11 protein-coding genes are annotated in these 18,086 nt (G+C 71.6%); 4 read left to right on the top strand and 7 right to left on the bottom strand.

The window, feature by feature from the left end:
• Positions 1-102: 102 nt before the first annotated feature.
• The 6 genes from hemG to ABZV77_RS04525 are packed head-to-tail and all read right to left on the bottom strand — an operon-like array spanning position 103 to position 9,271.
• Entirely contained in the window at positions 103-1,542 is a 1,440-nt protein-coding gene (gene hemG, locus ABZV77_RS04550; RefSeq protein WP_356250279.1) for a protoporphyrinogen oxidase, read from the bottom strand.
• Positions 1,539-2,726, bottom strand: coding sequence for a TIGR04053 family radical SAM/SPASM domain-containing protein (locus ABZV77_RS04545; RefSeq protein WP_356250277.1), 1,188 nt, complete (start codon positions 2,724-2,726; stop codon positions 1,539-1,541). The genes hemG and ABZV77_RS04545 overlap by 4 nt, the downstream gene beginning before the upstream one ends.
• Entirely contained in the window at positions 2,723-3,445 is a 723-nt protein-coding gene (gene narI, locus ABZV77_RS04540) for a respiratory nitrate reductase subunit gamma (protein ID WP_356250275.1), read from the bottom strand. Before narI ends, ABZV77_RS04545 begins: the two co-directional genes overlap by 4 nt.
• Positions 3,445-4,071: a nitrate reductase molybdenum cofactor assembly chaperone gene (gene narJ, locus ABZV77_RS04535; protein ID WP_356250273.1), complete on the bottom strand. Its 627-nt coding sequence runs from the start codon at positions 4,069-4,071 to the stop codon at positions 3,445-3,447. Before narJ ends, narI begins: the two co-directional genes overlap by 1 nt.
• Positions 4,068-5,609: a nitrate reductase subunit beta gene (narH, locus tag ABZV77_RS04530; RefSeq protein WP_356250271.1), complete on the bottom strand. Its 1,542-nt coding sequence runs from the start codon at positions 5,607-5,609 to the stop codon at positions 4,068-4,070. The genes narJ and narH overlap by 4 nt, the downstream gene beginning before the upstream one ends.
• Complete coding sequence (locus ABZV77_RS04525; RefSeq protein WP_356250269.1) at positions 5,609-9,271, bottom strand: nitrate reductase subunit alpha; 3,663 nt, start codon at positions 9,269-9,271, stop codon at positions 5,609-5,611. Before ABZV77_RS04525 ends, narH begins: the two co-directional genes overlap by 1 nt.
• Before the next feature lie 160 nt (positions 9,272-9,431).
• Here ABZV77_RS04525 and ABZV77_RS04520 point away from each other — a divergent pair, with 160 nt between their 5' ends.
• Positions 9,432-10,199 carry a YwiC-like family protein gene (locus ABZV77_RS04520; RefSeq protein ID WP_356250267.1) on the top strand — a complete coding sequence of 256 codons (768 nt, stop codon included), beginning with the start codon at positions 9,432-9,434 and terminating at the stop codon, positions 10,197-10,199.
• A 47-nt stretch (positions 10,200-10,246) separates the two neighbouring features.
• On the opposite strand, the gene ABZV77_RS04515 is transcribed toward ABZV77_RS04520, so the two are convergent.
• The gene (locus ABZV77_RS04515) at positions 10,247-13,048 is read right to left on the bottom strand and encodes a lysylphosphatidylglycerol synthase domain-containing protein (protein ID WP_356250266.1); all 2,802 of its coding nucleotides are present in this window, start codon (positions 13,046-13,048) and stop codon (positions 10,247-10,249) included.
• A gap of 173 nt (positions 13,049-13,221) precedes the next feature.
• On the opposite strand from ABZV77_RS04515, the gene ABZV77_RS04510 reads away from it, so the two are divergent.
• From ABZV77_RS04510 to ABZV77_RS04500, 3 genes are all read left to right on the top strand, one after another.
• Complete coding sequence (locus ABZV77_RS04510; RefSeq protein WP_356250264.1) at positions 13,222-13,563, top strand: MGMT family protein; 342 nt, start codon at positions 13,222-13,224, stop codon at positions 13,561-13,563.
• A 167-nt stretch (positions 13,564-13,730) separates the two neighbouring features.
• Entirely contained in the window at positions 13,731-17,198 is a 3,468-nt protein-coding gene (locus ABZV77_RS04505; protein WP_356250262.1) for an ATP-dependent DNA helicase, read from the top strand.
• A 137-nt stretch (positions 17,199-17,335) separates the two neighbouring features.
• Positions 17,336-18,028, top strand: coding sequence for a hypothetical protein (locus ABZV77_RS04500; RefSeq protein ID WP_356250260.1), 693 nt, complete (start codon positions 17,336-17,338; stop codon positions 18,026-18,028).
• Positions 18,029-18,086: the final 58 nt, after the last annotated feature.

Below are 18,086 nucleotides of genomic sequence, written 5' to 3'. Positions count from 1 at the left end.
GCTCGGGGCGCGGTCCGTGTGGGTGAGGAATCAGCCACTTGGTGTGGGTATGGAGGGGCAGGAGGGGGCTTGGGGGCTGCCTTGGGGGCCCCGGCCCCCGCGTCAGCCTTCCGCGATCTGCTGGGCCGCGGCCGTCCCCGTCGCCACGCACGCGGCGACGCCCACGCCGTCGTACGCGGCGCCGCACAGCGCGAGCCCCGGCAGCTTGCCGACGGCCTCGCGGACGCGGGCGACGCGCTCGATGTGCCCGACGCCGTACTGCGGGAGGCCGCGCTCCCAGCGGGTGACGCGGGCCGCGACGGGCTCGCCGATGGAGCCGAGGGCCCGGTGCAGCTCGATGACCGAGCTGCGGACCAGATGGCGGTCGGGGACGGCGAGCCGGTGCTCCTCGGCGACGCGGCCGATCGAGGTACGCAGCAGGAACACGTCGGGCGCCGCCTCGCGCTGCCACCGCCACTTGTTGCTGAGGAACGTGGCGGCCTTGAGGGTGCGGCCGTCGACGGCGGGCACCAGGAAGCCGTTGCCCTCGGGGAACGCGTCCCCGGGGCCGTGGCCTGGCCCGCTGCCGTCCGCCCGGGTGAGCGCCTGCGCCCGCGGGAACGCCAGGGTCACCACGGCGGTGCTGGCGTGCTGGATCGCGCCGAGGTCGGCGTCGGCGAGCGGCGCGTGCGGCCGCAGCAGCTCCGCGGCCTCGTACGCGGGCACGGCGAGGACCACCGCGTCCGCCTCCAGGAGGAGAGGACCGTCACCCGTGACGGCGAGGACCCGCCACCGTCCTGCCGTGGTGCGCTGCAGCTCACGCGCGCGCGTGCCGGTGAGCACCCGGGCCCCGCTCGCCCCGGCGACGGCGAGCGGAAGGCGCCCGGTGCCGCCGCGCAGCCCCTGGACGGGGACGGTCCGCGGGGCGCCCGCGCGCGGGGAGGCCCCGCCGCCGGGCGTACGCATCCGGCGCAGCGCCGCAAGGAGGGGCTCCCCGCGCTCCGCGACCGCGGCCACGCGCGGCAGCGCGGCGCGCAGCGAGAGCCGGTCGGGGCGGCCCGCGTAGACCCCGCCGAGCAGCGGTTCCACGAGCCGGTCGACGGCTTCCTGGCCGATCCGGCCGCCCAGGTACTCGGCCACGGACACGTCATCGGCCACCGGCTCCGCGGGCAGCGTGTCCTCGTGGCGCAGCCGGGCCGCCCCCTCGTCGGACAGCAGCCCCGTGCCCGCCAGCGCATCGGGTTCGGTGGGGACGCCCATGACGTGGCCGGGCGGCAGCGGGCGCAGCGCGCCGTTCGACCACAGGGTGGTGGGCGCGGGGGCCGGGTCGCACAGCGCGTCGCCGAGGCCGACCTCCTGCGCGAGGCGCACGGCTTCCGGACGCAGCGCCATCAGTGACTCGGCGCCCTCGTCGACGGGGACCCCCGCGAGGGTGCCGGTGCGCAGCTTGCCGCCGATGCGGGGGGCGCCCTCCAGCACGGTCACCTCCGCGTCGCCGCGCAGCCGCCAGGCCGCGGTGAGACCGCTGATGCCCCCGCCGACGACGATCACTGAACGCGTCATGCCGCGCTCCCTTCCGTGAGCAGCTCCCGCAGCTCGTCCTGGTAGGGGAAGCTCCCCGGCTCGTACGCGCACCAGGGATCGGCGGCGAGCACCCGGCCCGTCGCCCCGTACGCACGTGAACGGGAGCCTCCGCACACGGTGTTGAACTCGCAGCGCCCGCACGCGCCGTCGAGCAGCGCAGGGTCGCGCAACGTCGCGAACAGGGCGGAGCCGCGGTAGATGTCGATCAGCGGATGGTGCTTCACGTTCCCGGCCGACAGCGGCAGGAAGCCGCTGGGATGGACCTCTCCGGTGTGCGAAACGAAGACGAAGCCGCGCCCCGAGCCGACGTCCATGGGCGGCCTGCGCACCGCACGCCGCTCCCCGCCGTGCAGACCGAGCACCCGCGCGCGTGCGGTCAGGCGTGCGTACAGGGGGCCCAACTGGGGCTGCTCCCCGTGCCGTTCCAACAGCGTGCGCTGGAGCGCCACGCGGCGGAAGTGGTGGCCCTCGGTGGTCTTGGTGGCCAGCACCGCGCCCGTGTCGTACAGGAAGTGCAGGACGTCCTCGACCTCGTCGGGGGTGAGCGAGGAGAGCTGTTCGCCGCGGCCCGTCGGCACGAGCACGAAGCCGCTCCACAGCATCGCGCCCTCCCTGCGCACCAGGGCCGCGATGTCCGCGAGGTCTTCCAGACTGTTGCGGGTGACGGTGGTGTTGATCTGCACCTTCAGGCCGAGTTCGCGGGCCGTGCGCCAGCCGTCGAGGGTCCATTCGAAGACGCCGTTCACGCCCCGGAAGGCGTCGTGCCGCTCGGCCGTGGATCCGTCGACGCTCAGGGACAGGGCGACGGCGCCCGCCTCGCGCACCGCGGCCAGGTTCGCGCGGTCCAGCGTCGGTGTCCCCGAGGGGGAGACGGCGACGCGGAGCCCGAGCGCCGTTCCGTACGCGACGAGGTCGGTGAGGTCGGGCCGCTGGAACGGGTCGCCGCCCGTGATCACGAAGAGCGGGCTCGGCTTCCCGAAGGCGGCGATCTGGTCCATGAGGCGGCGGGCGTCCGCGCCGTCCAGCTCGTGCGGGTCCCGTGCGGGCTGTGCCTCGGCCCTGCAGTGCAGACAGGCCAGCGGGCACGCGCGCGTGGCCTCCCAGATGACGATGAAGGGGCGCTCGGCGACGGCGTGCCGCGGGCGCCGCACGACCCGGCTCACGAGGCCCGCTCCCAGCCCGGCTTCGGCCGCCGGTTCGCGAGCTGCTCCGGGTCCCGGCTGCGGTAGACCACGTACGGCCTGAAGACGTACTTGAAGGGCGCGCTGAAGATGTGGGCGAGCCGCGAGAAGGGGATCAGCGCGAACAGCGCGAAGCCGAAGACGATGTGCAGCTTGAAGGCGAGGGGCGCGGCGCCCATCAGCCGGTAGTCGGGCTGGAGCGTGAACAGGCTCCGGAACCAGACGGAGATGCCTTCGCGGTAGTTGTAGTCGACCGCTCCGGAGGAGTTCAGGACGGTCGCGACGAGCCCGAGCAGCATGGCGCCGAGCAGCACCGTGTACATCACGTGGTCACTACGGAGGGTGGCTTTGCGGACGGCGGGCACCTTGCAGCGCCGGTACACGAGGATGCCGATCCCGACGGCGGCCGCGACGCCCGCGACCGCGCCGGTGGAGACCGCCATCAGGTGGTACGTGTGGTCGCTGACGCCCACCGCGTCGGTCCAGCTGTCCGGGATCACCAGACCCACGACGTGGCCGAGCACCACGAACGCCATCCCGAAGTGGAAGAGCGGCGAGCCGATGCGCAGCAGACGTGACTCCTGCAACTGCGAGGAGTGCGTGGTCCAGCCGAACCGGTCGTAGCGGGCCCGCCAGGCCAGGCCCGCGATCAGCAGGGTGACGGCGGCATAGGGCATGACACCCCACAGGAGGAGGTCCATTACGCCGGGGTCCTTTCCTGGGCGGCGGGGACGGTGGGCCAGGGGAGGTCCACACCGGGGCCGAAGGGTTCGAGTCCGACGGTCTCGCGGGGCGGCCCGCTGCGGGCGAGGGCCTTCGCCTCGGCACGCGTCTTCGGAGAGGGGCCCGGGAGCGTCCCGCAGACCGCTTCCAGCACGCGCGCGTAGGGGGTGTCCGCGTCGGTGACGGCGAGCCGCAGGAGTTCGAGTCCGGCCCGGTGCTCCTCCAGGAGGGCGGTGCCCGCGGTCTCCTCGCGCGCGGCGAACTCCAGGAGCACCGGCAGGAAGTCCGGCAGCTCTTTGGAGGCGAACTCGAGGCCGTGCTCGCGGTACACCTGCTTGATGCGCACCAGGGAGAGCCCACGGTTGCGGGTGTCGCCGTCCGACCACCAAGTGAGGTACAGGCAGCGGCGGTTGCGGGTGTCGAAGACGCCCGTGTAGTGCGCGGCGAGGTCCAGGGGGCGCTGCACGCGCGCGTGGGCGATGAATTCCCGCAGCAGCGGGTGGCCGGTCGCCTCGTGGAGCAGGTCCAGGTCCGCGTACAGCTGCGCGTCCGGGTACTGCAGGAGCCGCCCGGCGACGAGCCGGACGACGGCGTCGGGGGTCATGCGCTCCTCCGGGTGGGGCTGAGGTTGAGCATGACGCGCTCTTCGGAGGCGCTGCCCGGGGCATCGGCCACCGGACAGCCCTCGGCCATGTCATTCAGGGGATGCGCGTCCGCGAGGGCGTCCGCGTCGGTGCGGGCGGCGGTCGGGACCACGTACCGGTCCTCGTACTTGGCGATCGCCAGGAGCCGGAACATGTCCTCCATCTCCTGGCCGGTGAGGCCGACCGCCGAGGCGATGGACTCGTCGCGCTCCTGGCCGAGGTTGACGCGGCGCATGTAGGCGCGCATGGCGGCCATCCGGCGCAGCACCGCCTCCACGGCGTAGGTGTCGCCCGCGGTGAGGAGCGCGGCGAGGTACTCCACGGGGATCCGCATGGCGTCGATCGCTCCGAAGAGGTTGCCCGCGTCCTCCCCGTCGCGGCCCGCCGCGGCCACCGCCTCGACCACCGGGGACAGCGGCGGCACGTACCAAACCATCGGCATCGTGCGGTACTCCGGATGCAGCGGCAGCGCCACCTGGTACGTCCTGATCAGGTCGTACACGGGGGAGCGGCGGGCCGCGTCGAGCCACTCGTCGGTGATGCCCGAGGCGCGCGCTGCGGCCACGACCGCCGGGTCGTGCGGGTCGAGGAAGCACTCCAACTGTGCGGGATAGAGGTCCTGTTCGTCCTCCACGGCGGCGGCCTCGGCGACCTTGTCGGCGTCGTACAGCATCACGCCCAGGTAGCGCATGCGCCCGACGCAGGTCTCCGAGCAGATGGTCGGCATCCCGGCCTCCACGCGCGGGAAGCAGAAGGTGCACTTCTCGGCCTTGCCGGTGGCGTGGTTGAAGTAGACCTTCTTGTAGGGGCAGCCGGTCACGCACATCCGCCAGCCGCGGCACTGGTCCTGGTCGACGAGGACGATGCCGTCCTCCACGCGCTTGTACATCGCTCCGGAGGGGCACGACGAGACGCACGCGGGGTTGAGGCAGTGCTCGCAGATCCGCGGCAGGTAGAACATGAAGCTCTGCTCGAACTCGAAGCGGATCTTCTCGCCCACCTCGTCGCGGACCTTCTCGACCAGCGGGTCCTTCGGGCCGTGCTCCGGGGCGCCGCCGAGGTTGTCGTCCCAGTTGGGGCCCCACTCGATGGTGCCGATGGGCTCGCCCGTCACCTGCGAGACCGGCTTGGCGACGGGCATGTCGTCGCCCGCCGGGGCGTCGGTGAGGTTCTTGTACTCGTACGTCCAGGGCTGGTAGTAGTCCGACAGCTCAGGCAGCTCGGGGTTGGCGAAGATCTGGCCGAGCCGCTTGAGGCGCCCTCCGGCCCTCAGCCGGAGCCGCCCGGACCTGGTCCGCTCCCAGCCGCCCTTCCAGCGCTCCTGGTCCTCCCAGCGGCGCGGATAGCCCTGTCCGGGGAGCGTCTCGACGTTGTTGAACCAGACGTACTCGGTGCCCTTGCGGTTCGTCCACGCCTGCTTGCAGGTGACCGAGCAGGTGTGGCAGCCGATGCACTTGTCGAGGTTCATCACCATGGCCACTTGCGTCATCACGCGCATCAGTAGGAGACCTCCTGGTCGCGGCGGCGGATGACCGTCACCTCGTCACGCTGGTTGCCCGTCGGGCCCAGGTAGTTGAACGCCCACGTCAACTGGGCGTATCCGCCCACCAGATGGGTGGGCTTGAGCATGATCCGGGTGAGGGAGTTGTGGATGCCGCCGCGGCGGCCCGTCTTCTCCGTCTTCGGGACGCCGACGGTCCGCTCCTGGGCGTGGTTCATGTAGACCGTCCCCGGAGGCATCTTGTGGGACACGATCGCGCGGGCCGTGACGACGCCGTTGCGGTTCACGGCCTCGATCCACTCGTTGTCCTTCACGCCGATGGCGTCCGCGTCCTGCGGGGACATCCACACCGTCTGCCCGCCGCGGCCGAGCGTCATCATGTAGAGGTTGTCCTGGTACTGGGAGTGGATCGCCCACTTGTTGTGCGGCGTCAGGAACCGCACGGCGACCTCGCGGCCCTCCGTCCGGGAGCCCAACTCGGGCTCTCCGTAGAGGCGGTGCATGTCCAGCGGCGGCTTGTAGACGGGCAGCGCCTCGCCGACCTCGTGGATCCAGTCGTGGTCGAGGAAGAAGTGCTGGCGCCCGGTGAGCGTGTGCCAGGGCTTCAGGTGCTCGGTGTTGACGGTGAACGCGGTGTAGCGGCGCCCTCCGGACTCGCTGCCCGACCACTCGGGCGACGTGATGACCGGTACCGGGCGGGCCTGGGTGTCCGCGAAGGTGATCCGCTTCCCCTCGGCCTCGGCGGCCAGGTGCGCCATCTCCGTGCCGACGCGCTTCTCCAGCGTCTCGAACCCCTGGGTGGCCAGGCGGCCGTTGGAGGTCCCGGAGAGCGACAGGATCGCCTCACAGGCCCGCTGGGCGGTGTCCAGACGGGGCCTGCCGTCGGCGGTGCCGCCGCGCACCGTGCCGTTCTTCTCCTTCAGGTACGCGACTTCCTCGGCGACATCGAAGGTGACCGCCTTCGTGGTGACCCCGAGCTCGTCGACGAGCGGGCCGAGCGCCGCGAACTTCTCGCCGACGGCTCCGTAGTCGCGTTCCACGACGGCCAGGTTGTACATCGTGCGCCCGGGGACGGGCTCGCACTCGCCCTTCGACCAGTCGAGCGCGACACCACCGGGCTGGGCCATCTCGCCGCCCGGGGTGTCGTGCTGCAGCGCCGTGGCGACGAGGTCGCGGCGCACGCCCAGGTGCTCGCCCGCCAGCTCGCCGAACCGGCGCGCGACGGCGAGGAACGCGTCGTAGTCGGTGCGCGCCTGCCAGGGCGGGTCCACGGCCGGTGTGAAGGCGTGCAGGAAGGGGTGCATGTCGGTGGACGACAGGTCGTGCTTCTCGTACCAGGTGGCCGCCGGCAGGACGACGTCGGAGAGCAGCGTCGTGGACGTCATCCGGAAGTCGAGGCAGAGCAGCAGATCGAGCTTCCCCTCGACGTCCTCGGAGTGCCACTTCACATCGCGCGGCGCGCAACGCGGCCCGTCGTCGGGCAGGTTGGAGTGCGTGCCGAGCAGATGCTTCAGGAAGTACTCGTTGCCCTTGGAGGACGAGCCGAGCAGGTTGGCCCGCCATACGTTGAGCACGCGCGGCCAGTTGCCGGGCGCGTCGGGGTCCTCGCCCGCGAAGCCCAGCGTGCCCTCCTTGAGCTCCCGCACGGTGTCGGCCACGGGATCCTCGGCCGCTCCCAGATCCAGCGGGTTGCGGTCGAAGGTCGGGTACGACGGCATCCAGCCCATGCGGGCGGAGGCGGCGAGGCAGTCGGCGCCCGTCATCCCCTCGAAGCGGCCCTCTCCCAGCGGGGACGCGAGGGATTCGGCGGGCAGCGTGTCGTAGCGCCACTGGTCGGTGTGCAGGTAGAACCAGCCCGCGCCGATCATGTGCCGCGGCGGCCGCCCCCAGTCGGATGCGCTCGCGAGCGTCGCCCAGCCGGTCACCGGGCGGCACTTCTCCTGCCCTACGTAGTGCCCCCATCCGCCGCCGTTGCGCCCCTGGCAGCCGGTGAGCGTGAGCAGCGCGAGGAACGCGCGGTAGGTGGTCTCCGCGTGGAACCAGTGGTTGGTCCCCGCCCCCATGAGGATCATGCAGCGCCCCTGCGAGGCCTCGGCCGTCTCGCCGAACTCGCGTGCCACGCGCGTGGCCTGCGCCGCGGGCACGGACGTCAGGGTCTCCTGCCAGGCGGGCGTGCCGGGCTGGGAGGCGTCTTCGTAGGAGGTCGGCCACTCGCCGGGCAGCCCCGCGCGCGGGACGCCGTACTGGGCGAGCATCAGGTCGTAGACGGTGGTGACGAGCCGGTCGCCCATGCGCCGGACGGGAACTCCTCGGCGTACGACACCGCCGTCGCCCTGCCCGCCCTCTTCGAAGCGGGGCAGCACGATCTCCGCGGTGCCCTCTCCGTAGAGCGTGAGCCGGGGCACGGTGTCGCCGAGGTCCAGGTTCCAGTCGGGGGTCTCCGACGTGCCCCAGCGGTGGCCGAGCGTGCCGTTGGGGACGGTCGGCTCACCCGTCGCGTCGTCGATCAGGACGGTCTTCCACCGGGCGTTCTCGCTCTCCGCCGCCGTCTCGCCGAGATCCGCCGCGGTGAGGAACTTGTGCGGCACGAGGCCCTTGTCGGTCTCGTCGAGCGTGACCAGGAAAGGCAGGTCCGTATAGCGGCGCACATAGTCCTTGAAGAACGGTGTCTCCTTTTCGACGAAGAACTCCCGGAGAATGACGTGCCCCATTGCCAGGGCCAGTGCGCCGTCCGTTCCGGGGTGCGGGTGCATCCATTCGTCGGCGAACTTCGTGTTGTCCGCGAAATCCGGCGACACGGTGACGACCTTCTGCCCGCGATAGCGCGCCTCCGTCATCCAGTGCGCGTCCGGAGTCCGCGTCACCGGCACATTGGAGCCCCACATCATCAAATACGCGGCGTCCCACCAGTCACCCGACTCCGGCACGTCCGTCTGGTCGCCGAACACCTGCGGAGAGGCCACCGGAAGATCCGCGTACCAGTCGTAGAAGGAAAGCATCGGGGCGCCGATGAGGGAATGGAAACGGGCGCCCGCGGCGTGCGATGCCATCGACATCGCGGGAATGGGGGAGAATCCCGCGACACGGTCGGGACCGTGCTCCTTGATCGTGTGCACGTGCGCCGCCGCCACGATCTCGACGGCCTCGTCCCAACTCGCCCGCACCAGGCCGCCCTTGCCGCGCGCCCGCTGGTACCGCCTGCGGCGCTCGGGGTCGCGCTGGATGTCGGCCCAGGCCAGGACGGGGTCCTTCAGCCGCGCCTTCGCCTCCCGGTACATCTCGAGAAGCGTTCCGCGCACATGGGGGTAGCGCACGCGCGTGGGGGAGTACGTGTACCAGGAGAATGAGGCTCCGCGCGGACATCCGCGGGGTTCGTATTCGGGACGGTCGGGGCCCACGGACGGATAGTCCGTGGCCTGCGTCTCCCAGGTGATGATGCCGTCCTTGACGTACACCTTCCAGCGGCACGATCCCGTGCAGTTCACGCCGTGCGTGGAATACACGACCTTGTCGTGGCTCCACCGGTCGCGGTAGAAGGCTTCTCCGTCCCGGCCGCCGGTGTGCTGCACCCGGTGCAGATCCGCGGAAGTCTCCGCGGCCCGGGTGAAGAAACTCCCGGCCTTCACGAGCGTCTCAGCGATGTCTTTCCTCTGCTGCAACGTCACATCTCCTGGCCGTCCCGAAGAAAAGGCCGCACGGCACGTGCTGCCTGCAACGACCCTAAGCCTGGCGGAGGTTGGGACCCCGGGGACTTAGGTCCTGTTAAGGGGTGACCTCTTTCCGGAATTTCTCGGGCCCTGTGCTGGGATGCTGGTACGCATGGGTAGGAAGAAGCGGAGCGCACTCCGCTCGTGGCTGCCGAACCAGCACGGCGCGTGGGCCATGCTCGCGGTGCCCTTCACGGTGGGCGTGTTCCTTGGCGACGGCTCGGGCGAAGGGCCCAGGTGGGCCCATCTGCCGCTGTTCGTGGCCTGGTTGGCGGGGTACGTCACCGCGTTCCACGCACAGCAGTGGCTCCGGCTGCGCCGCCTCTCCCGCAATCCGAGGGCCCCGCGCCGCCATGTGCGCCCCGCCCTCGCCGCCGCGGCGGTCTCCGCGGTGTTCGGGGTGCCGCTCCTGTTCGCGTACCCCTGGCTGCTGCTCGTGGCCGCCTGCGCCGCACCCTTCGTGGCCATCAACACCTGGTATGCGTGGCGGAACAAGGAACGGGCCCTGCTCAACGGCCTGGCCGCGGTGGTCCCTGCCTGCGGCATGCTCCTCGTCACGCTGCGGATGGGCGGCGGCGCGCTCTCCGACGGGTGGCGCCCGGCCCTCGCCTGCCTGCTGTTCTTCGCGGGCACGGTGCCGTACGTGAAGACGATGATCCGGGAGCGCGACTCACGCGCGTACTACCGGGCGTCGGTGACATACCACGCACTCGCCGTGCCCGCGGCGTACGCGATCAGTCCCTGGCTCGCGGTCCTGTTCGCGGCCTACCTCGCGCGCGCGGTGGTGCTGCCGGGGAAGGGCCTCAAGGTGCCGGTGGTCGGGGCGGTGGAGGTCGTCGGAGCGGCGCTGCTGCTCGCCGTGCTCCTGCTGCTGTTCTGAGGCCGCTCGGGGCGGTCGGGGCTCCGAGACCGCTCGGGGCGGTCGGGTCAGAGCAGCCCCTTCCTCGTCAGGTGGTTGAAGAACAGCCACCCCGGAAGCACCGGAAGCCACAGCGTGAGAAGCCGGTAGAGCAGCACCGCGGGCGCCGCCACGTCCTTGGGCACCCCCACCGCGATCAGACCGAGGGTCAGCGTCGCCTCGACCGCACCCACACCGCCAGGCGTGGGCGCCGCCGATCCCAGGGCGTTGCCCGCGAGGAAGACGACCGCGACGCTCGCCAGGCTGAGTGAGGTCATCTCCTCGTTGCCGAAGGCCCGCACCGAGGCGTCCAGGCAGAGCACGAACATCAGGGTGAGCAGCAGCATCCCGCCGATGCCGGTGAGCAGCTTCTGCGGCCGCTGGAGGACGTCCAGCATGCGCGGCACGACACCGGCGAAAAGCGACCGCACGCGCGTGACGACGAATTTCCGCAGGAACGGGATGGCGGTCACCACGAGGACCAGCACCGCGACCGACAGCAGACCGGCGATGACGGTGCGGGACGGCGTGAACGACGGCGTCTTCTCCGTCCCTGTCAGATAGCCGAAGATCAGCAGCAGCAGGATGTGCGAGCCGAGCCCGAAGAGCTGCGATGCGCCGACGCTCGCCACCGCGAGCCCCGAGCGCACGCCGGACCGCTGCAGGAACCGTGTGTTCAGCGCGACACCGCCGACCGCCGCGGGCGCCACGATCTTCACGAACGACCCGGCGACCTGCGCCGCCACCGCCCGCAGGAACGGCACCCGCTCCGGCACGAAGCCCAGCAGGCTCATCGCGGCGGCGAAGTAGCTCAGCATGGAGAAGCCCACGGCCGCCGCCACCCAGCCCCACTCCGCCTCCTGGAAGAGCGTGCCGAACTCGACGTGCGTGAGCTGCGAGAGCAGGAAGTAGGCGCCGATGGCACCGGCGATGAAGCTGATCAGCGTGCGCGGCCTGATTCGCTCTAGCTGCGCGGGCTCGACCGGCGCCGTCGGACGGATGAGCAGCACCTGGTGGCGGATCTGCGTGAGCAGGTCCTCCTCGCGGGCCTGGTCCAGGGCGTCGTCTATGGCCTGCTTCTCGGCCTGCCGCTCCTGCTTGGCCGCCTGCTTCTCCTGCTTCGAGGACTGCTTGTCGGCCCGGCCGTCCTCGGTCACCTCGGCGCGCACGCTCTGCCGGGACTTGCGGGAGGCCTCCAGGACGGCGTCGCGCTCGCGCTGGGACCGTTCCCGGGCCAGCTTGCTCAGGGTGGAGCGGGTGGAGCGGGTGAGGGCGATGGGCTGCAGCAGCGGCAGACAGTCGGCCACGGCGTCGGGACCGAGGATCTCGACGGCGGTGGCGACCGCGCGTTCGGCGCCCACCCGCAGGCCGAGTGCGGCCAGGAGCTGGGCGATGTCGATGCGCAGGACCAGGTCGCCCGCGGCGATCTCACCGCCCCGCAGATCCGTGAGGATCACGGTGCCGGAACGATCCACCAGAATCGCGTCCCCCGCGAGCCTGCGGTGTGCGATCCGGCGGGACTGCAGTGCCTGTACCTGCCGCCACGTGTCGCACAGCAGTTCGTCGGTGATGGCGTCGTCCGGCAGCGAGTCCAGGGTGCGGCCGCCCGTGTGCTCGTAGACGAGCATCACGGCGTCGGGGCCGAGCTCGGAGGTGGCGATCAGCTTGGGCGCGTTCGCCCCGGCCGCGATGGCCGCGTACGCGAGGAGGGCCTCCTGCTCCAGCGCCTGGCGCAGGGACTGCAGGCTGCGCCGCTGGGTGATGCCCCGCAGGGTGAGCCTGCGCCAGACGCGGTAGAAGAAGCCCTGCGCCTGCTGTTCGCGGTCGATGACCGTGACGTCCAGCGGAGGCCCGTCCTCCAGGGTGACGAAATAGCGGCGGCCGCGATCACCGTGCTCGCTGTCGGGGGACTCCTCGCGGGAGGCGCTCACGGGGTGGAAGCCGACGTGCCGCAGGCCCGCGAGCAGCGTCTGCCCGGTGGGCCGCACGTTCGGCGAGCCGACCGCGTAGAGCGTTCCGTACGCCACGGCCCAGCCGATGAGCACCGTCAGGATGATCGAGAAGGGCGTCGTGTAGCCGGTGACGAGCATCGTGAACGCGTCGAGCAGCAGCACCACGAACAGCACCAGGCGCCAGCGTGGTCTGCGGGACATGCCGACGGCCGTCATGTACGCGATGACGGGCGCGAGATAGCCGTGCACCGGATCGGTGAACGCGTGGAGGTCCGAGGGGGACGGCTTGGTCAGCGCGTCCTGGATGGAGCCGGGGGCGGCCTTGGCGACCCAGAGGTCGGTGGCGAGCGTCACGCCGTGCGCGAGCACGGCCGCCAGGACGCCGTCGGCGATGCGCAGCCCGTCCCGCTTGATCAGCCGCTCGATCGCGAACGCGACGGGGACGAGCAGTACGCCGATGCTTGCGACCAGGCCCGCGACCTTGATCAGCAGGTCCGGCGCCCGGTCCGTGCCCTTGTCGATGTCCTGTTCGAGACCGGACGTCGTGCCGTGCGCGAACGCGGCGATCGAGAGGAGCACGGCGATGGCGAGGACGCCGACGAGGAGCCGCATGAGGTCGGACGGGCGGTGCACACGAGCGGCGAGGAGCGGTTCGTCGCGCTCCACGCGGTCGGTGTGCGCCCCGTCGCCCGCGGCGCAGTCGGAGCCGTCGTCGAACTCGGTCGGTCCGTTCGTTCCGCTCTGTTCGTTCTTCTCGCTCTGTTCGCTCTTCAGGGCGCGCTCACCGGTGTCCAGGTGTGACTCGGACGCAGAGGTGCCCGCCTTCTCATCGGGATGCACGCCCTGCCGTTCCGTCGTCTCTTCTTGATCTCGTATCACCAGTCATCGCCCGCACGATGGTGGCATGTCCCGCCCGTGAAGGGGGGCAGCAGGGGGCAACGCAAGGCTGCGAAGTGGTCACGAAACGACACTTTGCGCCCTGTCGCAGGGGTCGCGGCACACTCCGTGCCGAGCCCGTCACCGTGTCGGTGGGGTACGGCAGGATGGTCCGGATGAGCGAGCTGCCGGAGTACGCGGAACGGGTCCTCGAGGTCGCAGAACTGATTCCTCCGGGGCGGGTGATGACCTACGGGGACATCGCCGAGTGGCTGGAGGAAGGCGGCCCACGACAGGTCGGGCGCGTGCTGGCCCTCTACGGAGGGGGCGTTCCGTGGTGGCGTGTCGTCCGCTCGGACGGCGTGCTCCTTCCCGGCCACGAGCTGAGGGCCCTGGAGCGGTACCGCGAGGAGGGCACGCCGCTGCGGCAGGCTTCGCGTGCCGCGCAGGGGCACGTCCCGAAGCTCGACATGCGGCAGGCGCGGTGGGACGGTGCGGCTCCGGAGGATCACACCTGACAGCTTCCGGCATCCGGCGGCCCGACGGGGGACCAGTGGCCCGTACGGGGGAAGGCACGCGTCCTCCGTGCCCACTGGCGTAGCGTCGACAGCACGCATCCCCCTCACCCCGCGGCCACCGCGCAGCCGCTCATCGACCAGCACACCCACCAGGACCGGCGACCCACGTGAGTTCCCCTTCTTCCACTCGGCACATCCGGCACCCGTCGCACCACCAGGTACGACAGGGGACCCGAGATGGCTACCGACTGGTGCGTACGCCGCCGGCGCTGATGGATCCCCCTCGCATGGACGCAGGTCAGCGCCGTGTGGTTGACCACGAGGGGGGCCCGCTGCTCGTCCTGGCGGGGCCCGGCACGGGCAAGACCACCACCCTCGTGGAGTCCGTCGCCGCGCGTGTCGCCAAGGGCGGGGACCCCGCGCGGATCCTGGTGCTCACCTTCAGCCGCAAGGCTGCGGTGGAGCTGCGCGACCGCATGGCGCTGCGCATAGGAGCGGCGCGTGCCCCGCAGGCCACGACGTTCCACTCCTTCTGCTACGCCCTCGTCCGCGCCCACCAGGACGCCGAGCTGTTCGTCGAGCCGCTGCGGCTCCTGTCGGGCCCCGAGCAGGACGTGGCGGTACGGGAACTGCTCGCGGGACAGATCGACCTCGCCAAGGAGGGGCACGGCCACATCCGCTGGCCGGACGAGCTCCGTGCCTGCCTCACCACCCGCGGCTTCGCCGACGAAGTGCGTGCGGTGCTGGCCCGCAGCCGTGAGCTCGGTCTCGGCCCGGACGCCCTGGACGCCTTCGCGCGCCGCAGCGGCCGTCCCGACTGGGGCGCGGCGGCGGCCTTCCTCGCCGAGTACCTGGACGTGCTCGACCTCCAAGGAGTGCTCGACTACGCGGAACTGGTGCACCGCGCGGTGCTGCTCGCGCAGCGTCCCGAGGTGGCGCGGGCGCTCGGCGCGCAGTACGACGCGGTCTTCGTGGACGAGTACCAGGACACCGACCCGGCGCAGGTGCGGCTGCTGCACGCGCTCGCCGGGGGCGGCCGCACCCTGGTCGCGTTCGGTGACCCCGACCAGTCGATCTACACCTTCCGGGGTGCCGATGTGAACGGCATCCTGGAGTTCCCCGACGCCTTTCCGCGGGTGGACGGGTCTCCGGCGCCGGTCGAGGTCCTCGCGACCTCCCGCAGGTCGGGCGCGCGGCTCCTCGCCGCCACGCGGCTGCTCACCCGGCGCATGCCGCTGACCCGGCTGCCCGCGGAGAAGGTGCGGGCCCACCGCGAGCCGACGCCGGTCAGGGACGGCGGCGGCGTCGAGGTATACACGTACCCGACGGCCGGTACGGAGCTCGACAACATCGCGGACATCCTGCGCCGCGCGCACCTGGAGGACGGCGTTCCCTGGGGCGACATGGCGGTCCTGGTCCGCGCGGGTGCCCGCACGATCCCCGCGGTCCGTCGCAGCCTCAGCGCGGCGGGCGTCCCCCTGGAGATCGACGGCGACGACATCGCCCTGCGCCACGAACCGGCGGTGACGCCGCTGCTTACGGCGCTGCGGGTGGTGGCGATGGCGGTTGATTCGGAGGCGGCGTCGGCGCCGGACCAGGAGCAGAAGCCTGAGCCGGACCAGGAGCCCGAGTCCGAGGCGGACGGAGAAACAGAGGCGGACGGAGAAACAGAGGCTGAGGGAGAGGAAGAGGCTGAGGGAGAGGCTGAGGGAGAGGCTGAGGGAGAGGAAGAGAGGCCCGGAACCGGAGCGACCGTTCCCGCTTGGCTCGACACCGAGACCGCTCTCACCCTCCTGACGTCCCCGCTGGCCGGTATGGACGCCGCCGACCTGCGCCGCCTCGGCCGCGCCCTGCGCGAGGAGGAGCGCGCGGCGGGCAACCACCTGCCGCCGCCCTCCGACGAGCTGCTGGCCCGCGCCCTCGCCGAGCCGGAGCGGCTCGTCGCGCACGACCCGACGTACGCCCGCGGCGCCCAGCGGCTCGGCGCGCTGCTCCGCAAGGCCCGTGAGCGCCTCGCGGGCGGCGGCACGGCCGAGGAGGCGCTGTGGGAGCTGTGGGACGGCACGCCCTGGCCCAAGCGCCTGGAACGCACCGCCCGGCGCGGCGGCGCGGCGGGCCGCAACGCCGACCGTGACCTCGACGCCGTGTGCGCCCTGTTCGCGGCCGCGGCCCGCGCGGAGGAGCGCACGGGCGGTCGCGGCGCCCTCAACTTCCTGGAGGAGACCGAGGCGCAGGACATCGCCGCGGACACGCTCACGCGCAGGGTGGCCCGCCCCGACGCCGTGCGTCTGATGACGGCACACCGTTCCAAGGGCCTCGAATGGCGGCTCGTCGTGGTCGCGGGCGTCCAGGAGGGGCTCTGGCCCGACCTGCGCCGCCGAGGCTCCCTCCTGGAGGCGGACCGCATCGGGCGCGACGGCCTCGCCGAGCCGCTGACCCCCGGAGCGCTCCTCTCCGAAGAGCGCCGTTTGTTCTATGTCGCCGCCACGCGCGCGCGGGAACGACTCGTCGTGACCGCGGTGAAGGCACCCGCGGAAGACGGCGACCAGCCGTCCCGTTTCCTGACCGAACTCGGCGTCGAGCCCAAGGACATAACGGGCCGCCCGCGCCGTCCGCTGTCCGTCGCGGCACTCGTCGCCGAGCTGCGCGCCACCACCGTCGACCCGCGCGTCTCCGGACCCCTGCGCGAGGCCGCGGCCCAGCGCCTGGCCCGCCTCGCCGCGCTCGGCGACACCGACGGCCGCCCCCTCGTGCCTGCCGCGCACCCCTACCGCTGGTGGGGCATGTACGAGCCGACGGCGAGCGAGGTGCCCCTGCGGGACCGCGACAAGCCCGTCGTGCTCTCCGGAAGCGCACTCGACCAGCTCGCCAACACCTGTTCCCTGCAGTGGTTCCTGGGCCGCGAGGTGAAGGCGGACGCGCCCGCGACCACCGCCCAGGGCTTCGGCAACGTGGTGCACGTCCTGGCCGACGAGGTGGCCTCCGGCCGGACCCCCGCCGACCTTGCCGTCCTCATGGAGCGCCTCGACTCGGTGTGGGACGCGCTCGCGTTCGACGCGCCCTGGAAGTCGGCGCAGGAGAAGGAGCACGCGCGCGTGGCGCTGGAGCGCTTCCTCCAGTGGCATGTGATGGACCGCGCGAGCCGCACCCCCGTCGCCAGCGAGCACGGCTTCGACGTGACGCTGGAAGCAGGGCCCTACGAAGTACGTGTGCGCGGTTCCATGGACCGGGTCGAACAGGACGCGGAAGGCCGCGCCTACGTAGTGGACTTCAAGACCGGCAAGCAGTCCCCGAGCGCGGCCGAGGTCGCCCGCCATCCACAGCTCGCGGTCTACCAGTTGGCGGTCCGAGAGGGCGCCGCCGACGAGCTCTTCGAAGGCGTACGCCCCGAGCCGGGCGGTGCCGAACTGGTGCAGCTGCGCCAAGGCGCCGCCAAGAAGAACGGCGGCGAAGCCCTCCCGAAGGTGCAGGCCCAGGAGGCCCTCTCCGGAGAGTGGATCGGCGACCTCCTCGCAACGGCCGCGGGCAAGGTCCTCGACGAACGCTTCGCCCCCACGACCGGCCAGCACTGCACGCACTGCGCCTTCCGCGCCTCGTGCAGTGCGCGTCCGGAGGGCCGCCATGTGGTGGAGTGACGCGGAGCCACCCCACCCGTGGCGATTGTCACGTCCCGTCACCCGGGGGCATAGCACCCCCCGGAGCAATCTAAAGTCTCCGTAAAGACATCCTGTGCCCTGGTCGAGGGTGCACCTTCTCGAGGAGATGCGCGTATATGGCAGCCAACCGGAAGCTCCTGGCAGTGGCCGTCGCCTGTGCCGCCGCCGTCATCGGCGTGACGGGCTGCAGCAGCGACGGGGACAAGGACCCCTTCGACGGCATGAGCGCCGACAAGATCGCCGACAAGGCCTCCAAGGCGTCCAAGGACGCCGGTTCCTTCACGATGAAGGGCAAGATGGAGCAGAAGGGCGAGGTGAGCAACATCCAGTTCTCCGTCGCCGAGTCCGGCGACTGCAAGGGCACGATGGGCTCGCCGAAGAAGGGCACCGCCGAGTTCCTCGCCACCGGGAAGACGTCGTACGTCAAGGCCGACGACAAGTTCTGGGAGTCCCAGGGCGGCGCCAGCACGGCCGAACTCCTCAAGGGCCGCTGGGTGAAGGGTGCGGAGGGCACGAGCGTCTGCAACCCGGACGACATGTTCAAGTCCGACAAGCTCAAGAACCTGAAGCGTGAGGACGACGCCGAGGTCGACGGCCAGAAGGCTGCCGTCCTCACCAAGAAGAAGGGCTCCGAGACCACCACGTTCTACGTGGCCATGGAGGGCAAGCCCTACTTCCTGAAGGTCGTGAACAAGGACAGCGACGAGCCCGGCACGGTGACCTTCAGCGACTACGGCAAGGCCGTCGACGTGAAGGCCCCGCCGGCCAGCGAGGTCGTCGACCCGAAGAAGCTCGCCAACGGTTCCTGACCCCACGCGTCCCATGAGCGGGCGGTGGCCGCCCGGGTCCGGGCCTGCCCCGGATGTC

Source organism: Streptomyces sp. NPDC004732 (assembly GCF_040609235.1).
In the GTDB taxonomy this organism is placed as follows: domain Bacteria; phylum Actinomycetota; class Actinomycetes; order Streptomycetales; family Streptomycetaceae; genus Streptomyces.
The sequence above is the reverse complement of the archived record's forward strand: the minus strand, read 5'-3'. Positions and strand labels throughout refer to the sequence as shown.

Excerpts from the sequence above, each read along its gene's own strand:
- narI (WP_356250275.1), bottom strand. The coding sequence starts at position 3,445 with ATGGACCTCCTCCTGTGGGGTGTCATGCCCTATGCCGCCGTCACCCTG.
- hemG (WP_356250279.1), bottom strand. The coding sequence starts at position 1,542 with ATGACGCGTTCAGTGATCGTCGTCGGCGGGGGCATCAGCGGTCTCACC.
- ABZV77_RS04510 (WP_356250264.1), top strand. The coding sequence starts at position 13,222 with ATGAGCGAGCTGCCGGAGTACGCGGAACGGGTCCTCGAGGTCGCAGAA.
- ABZV77_RS04500 (WP_356250260.1), top strand. The coding sequence starts at position 17,336 with ATGGCAGCCAACCGGAAGCTCCTGGCAGTGGCCGTCGCCTGTGCCGCC.
- narH (WP_356250271.1), bottom strand. The coding sequence starts at position 5,609 with ATGCGCGTGATGACGCAAGTGGCCATGGTGATGAACCTCGACAAGTGC.
- narJ (WP_356250273.1), bottom strand. The coding sequence starts at position 4,071 with ATGACCCCCGACGCCGTCGTCCGGCTCGTCGCCGGGCGGCTCCTGCAG.
- ABZV77_RS04520 (WP_356250267.1), top strand. The coding sequence starts at position 9,432 with ATGGGTAGGAAGAAGCGGAGCGCACTCCGCTCGTGGCTGCCGAACCAG.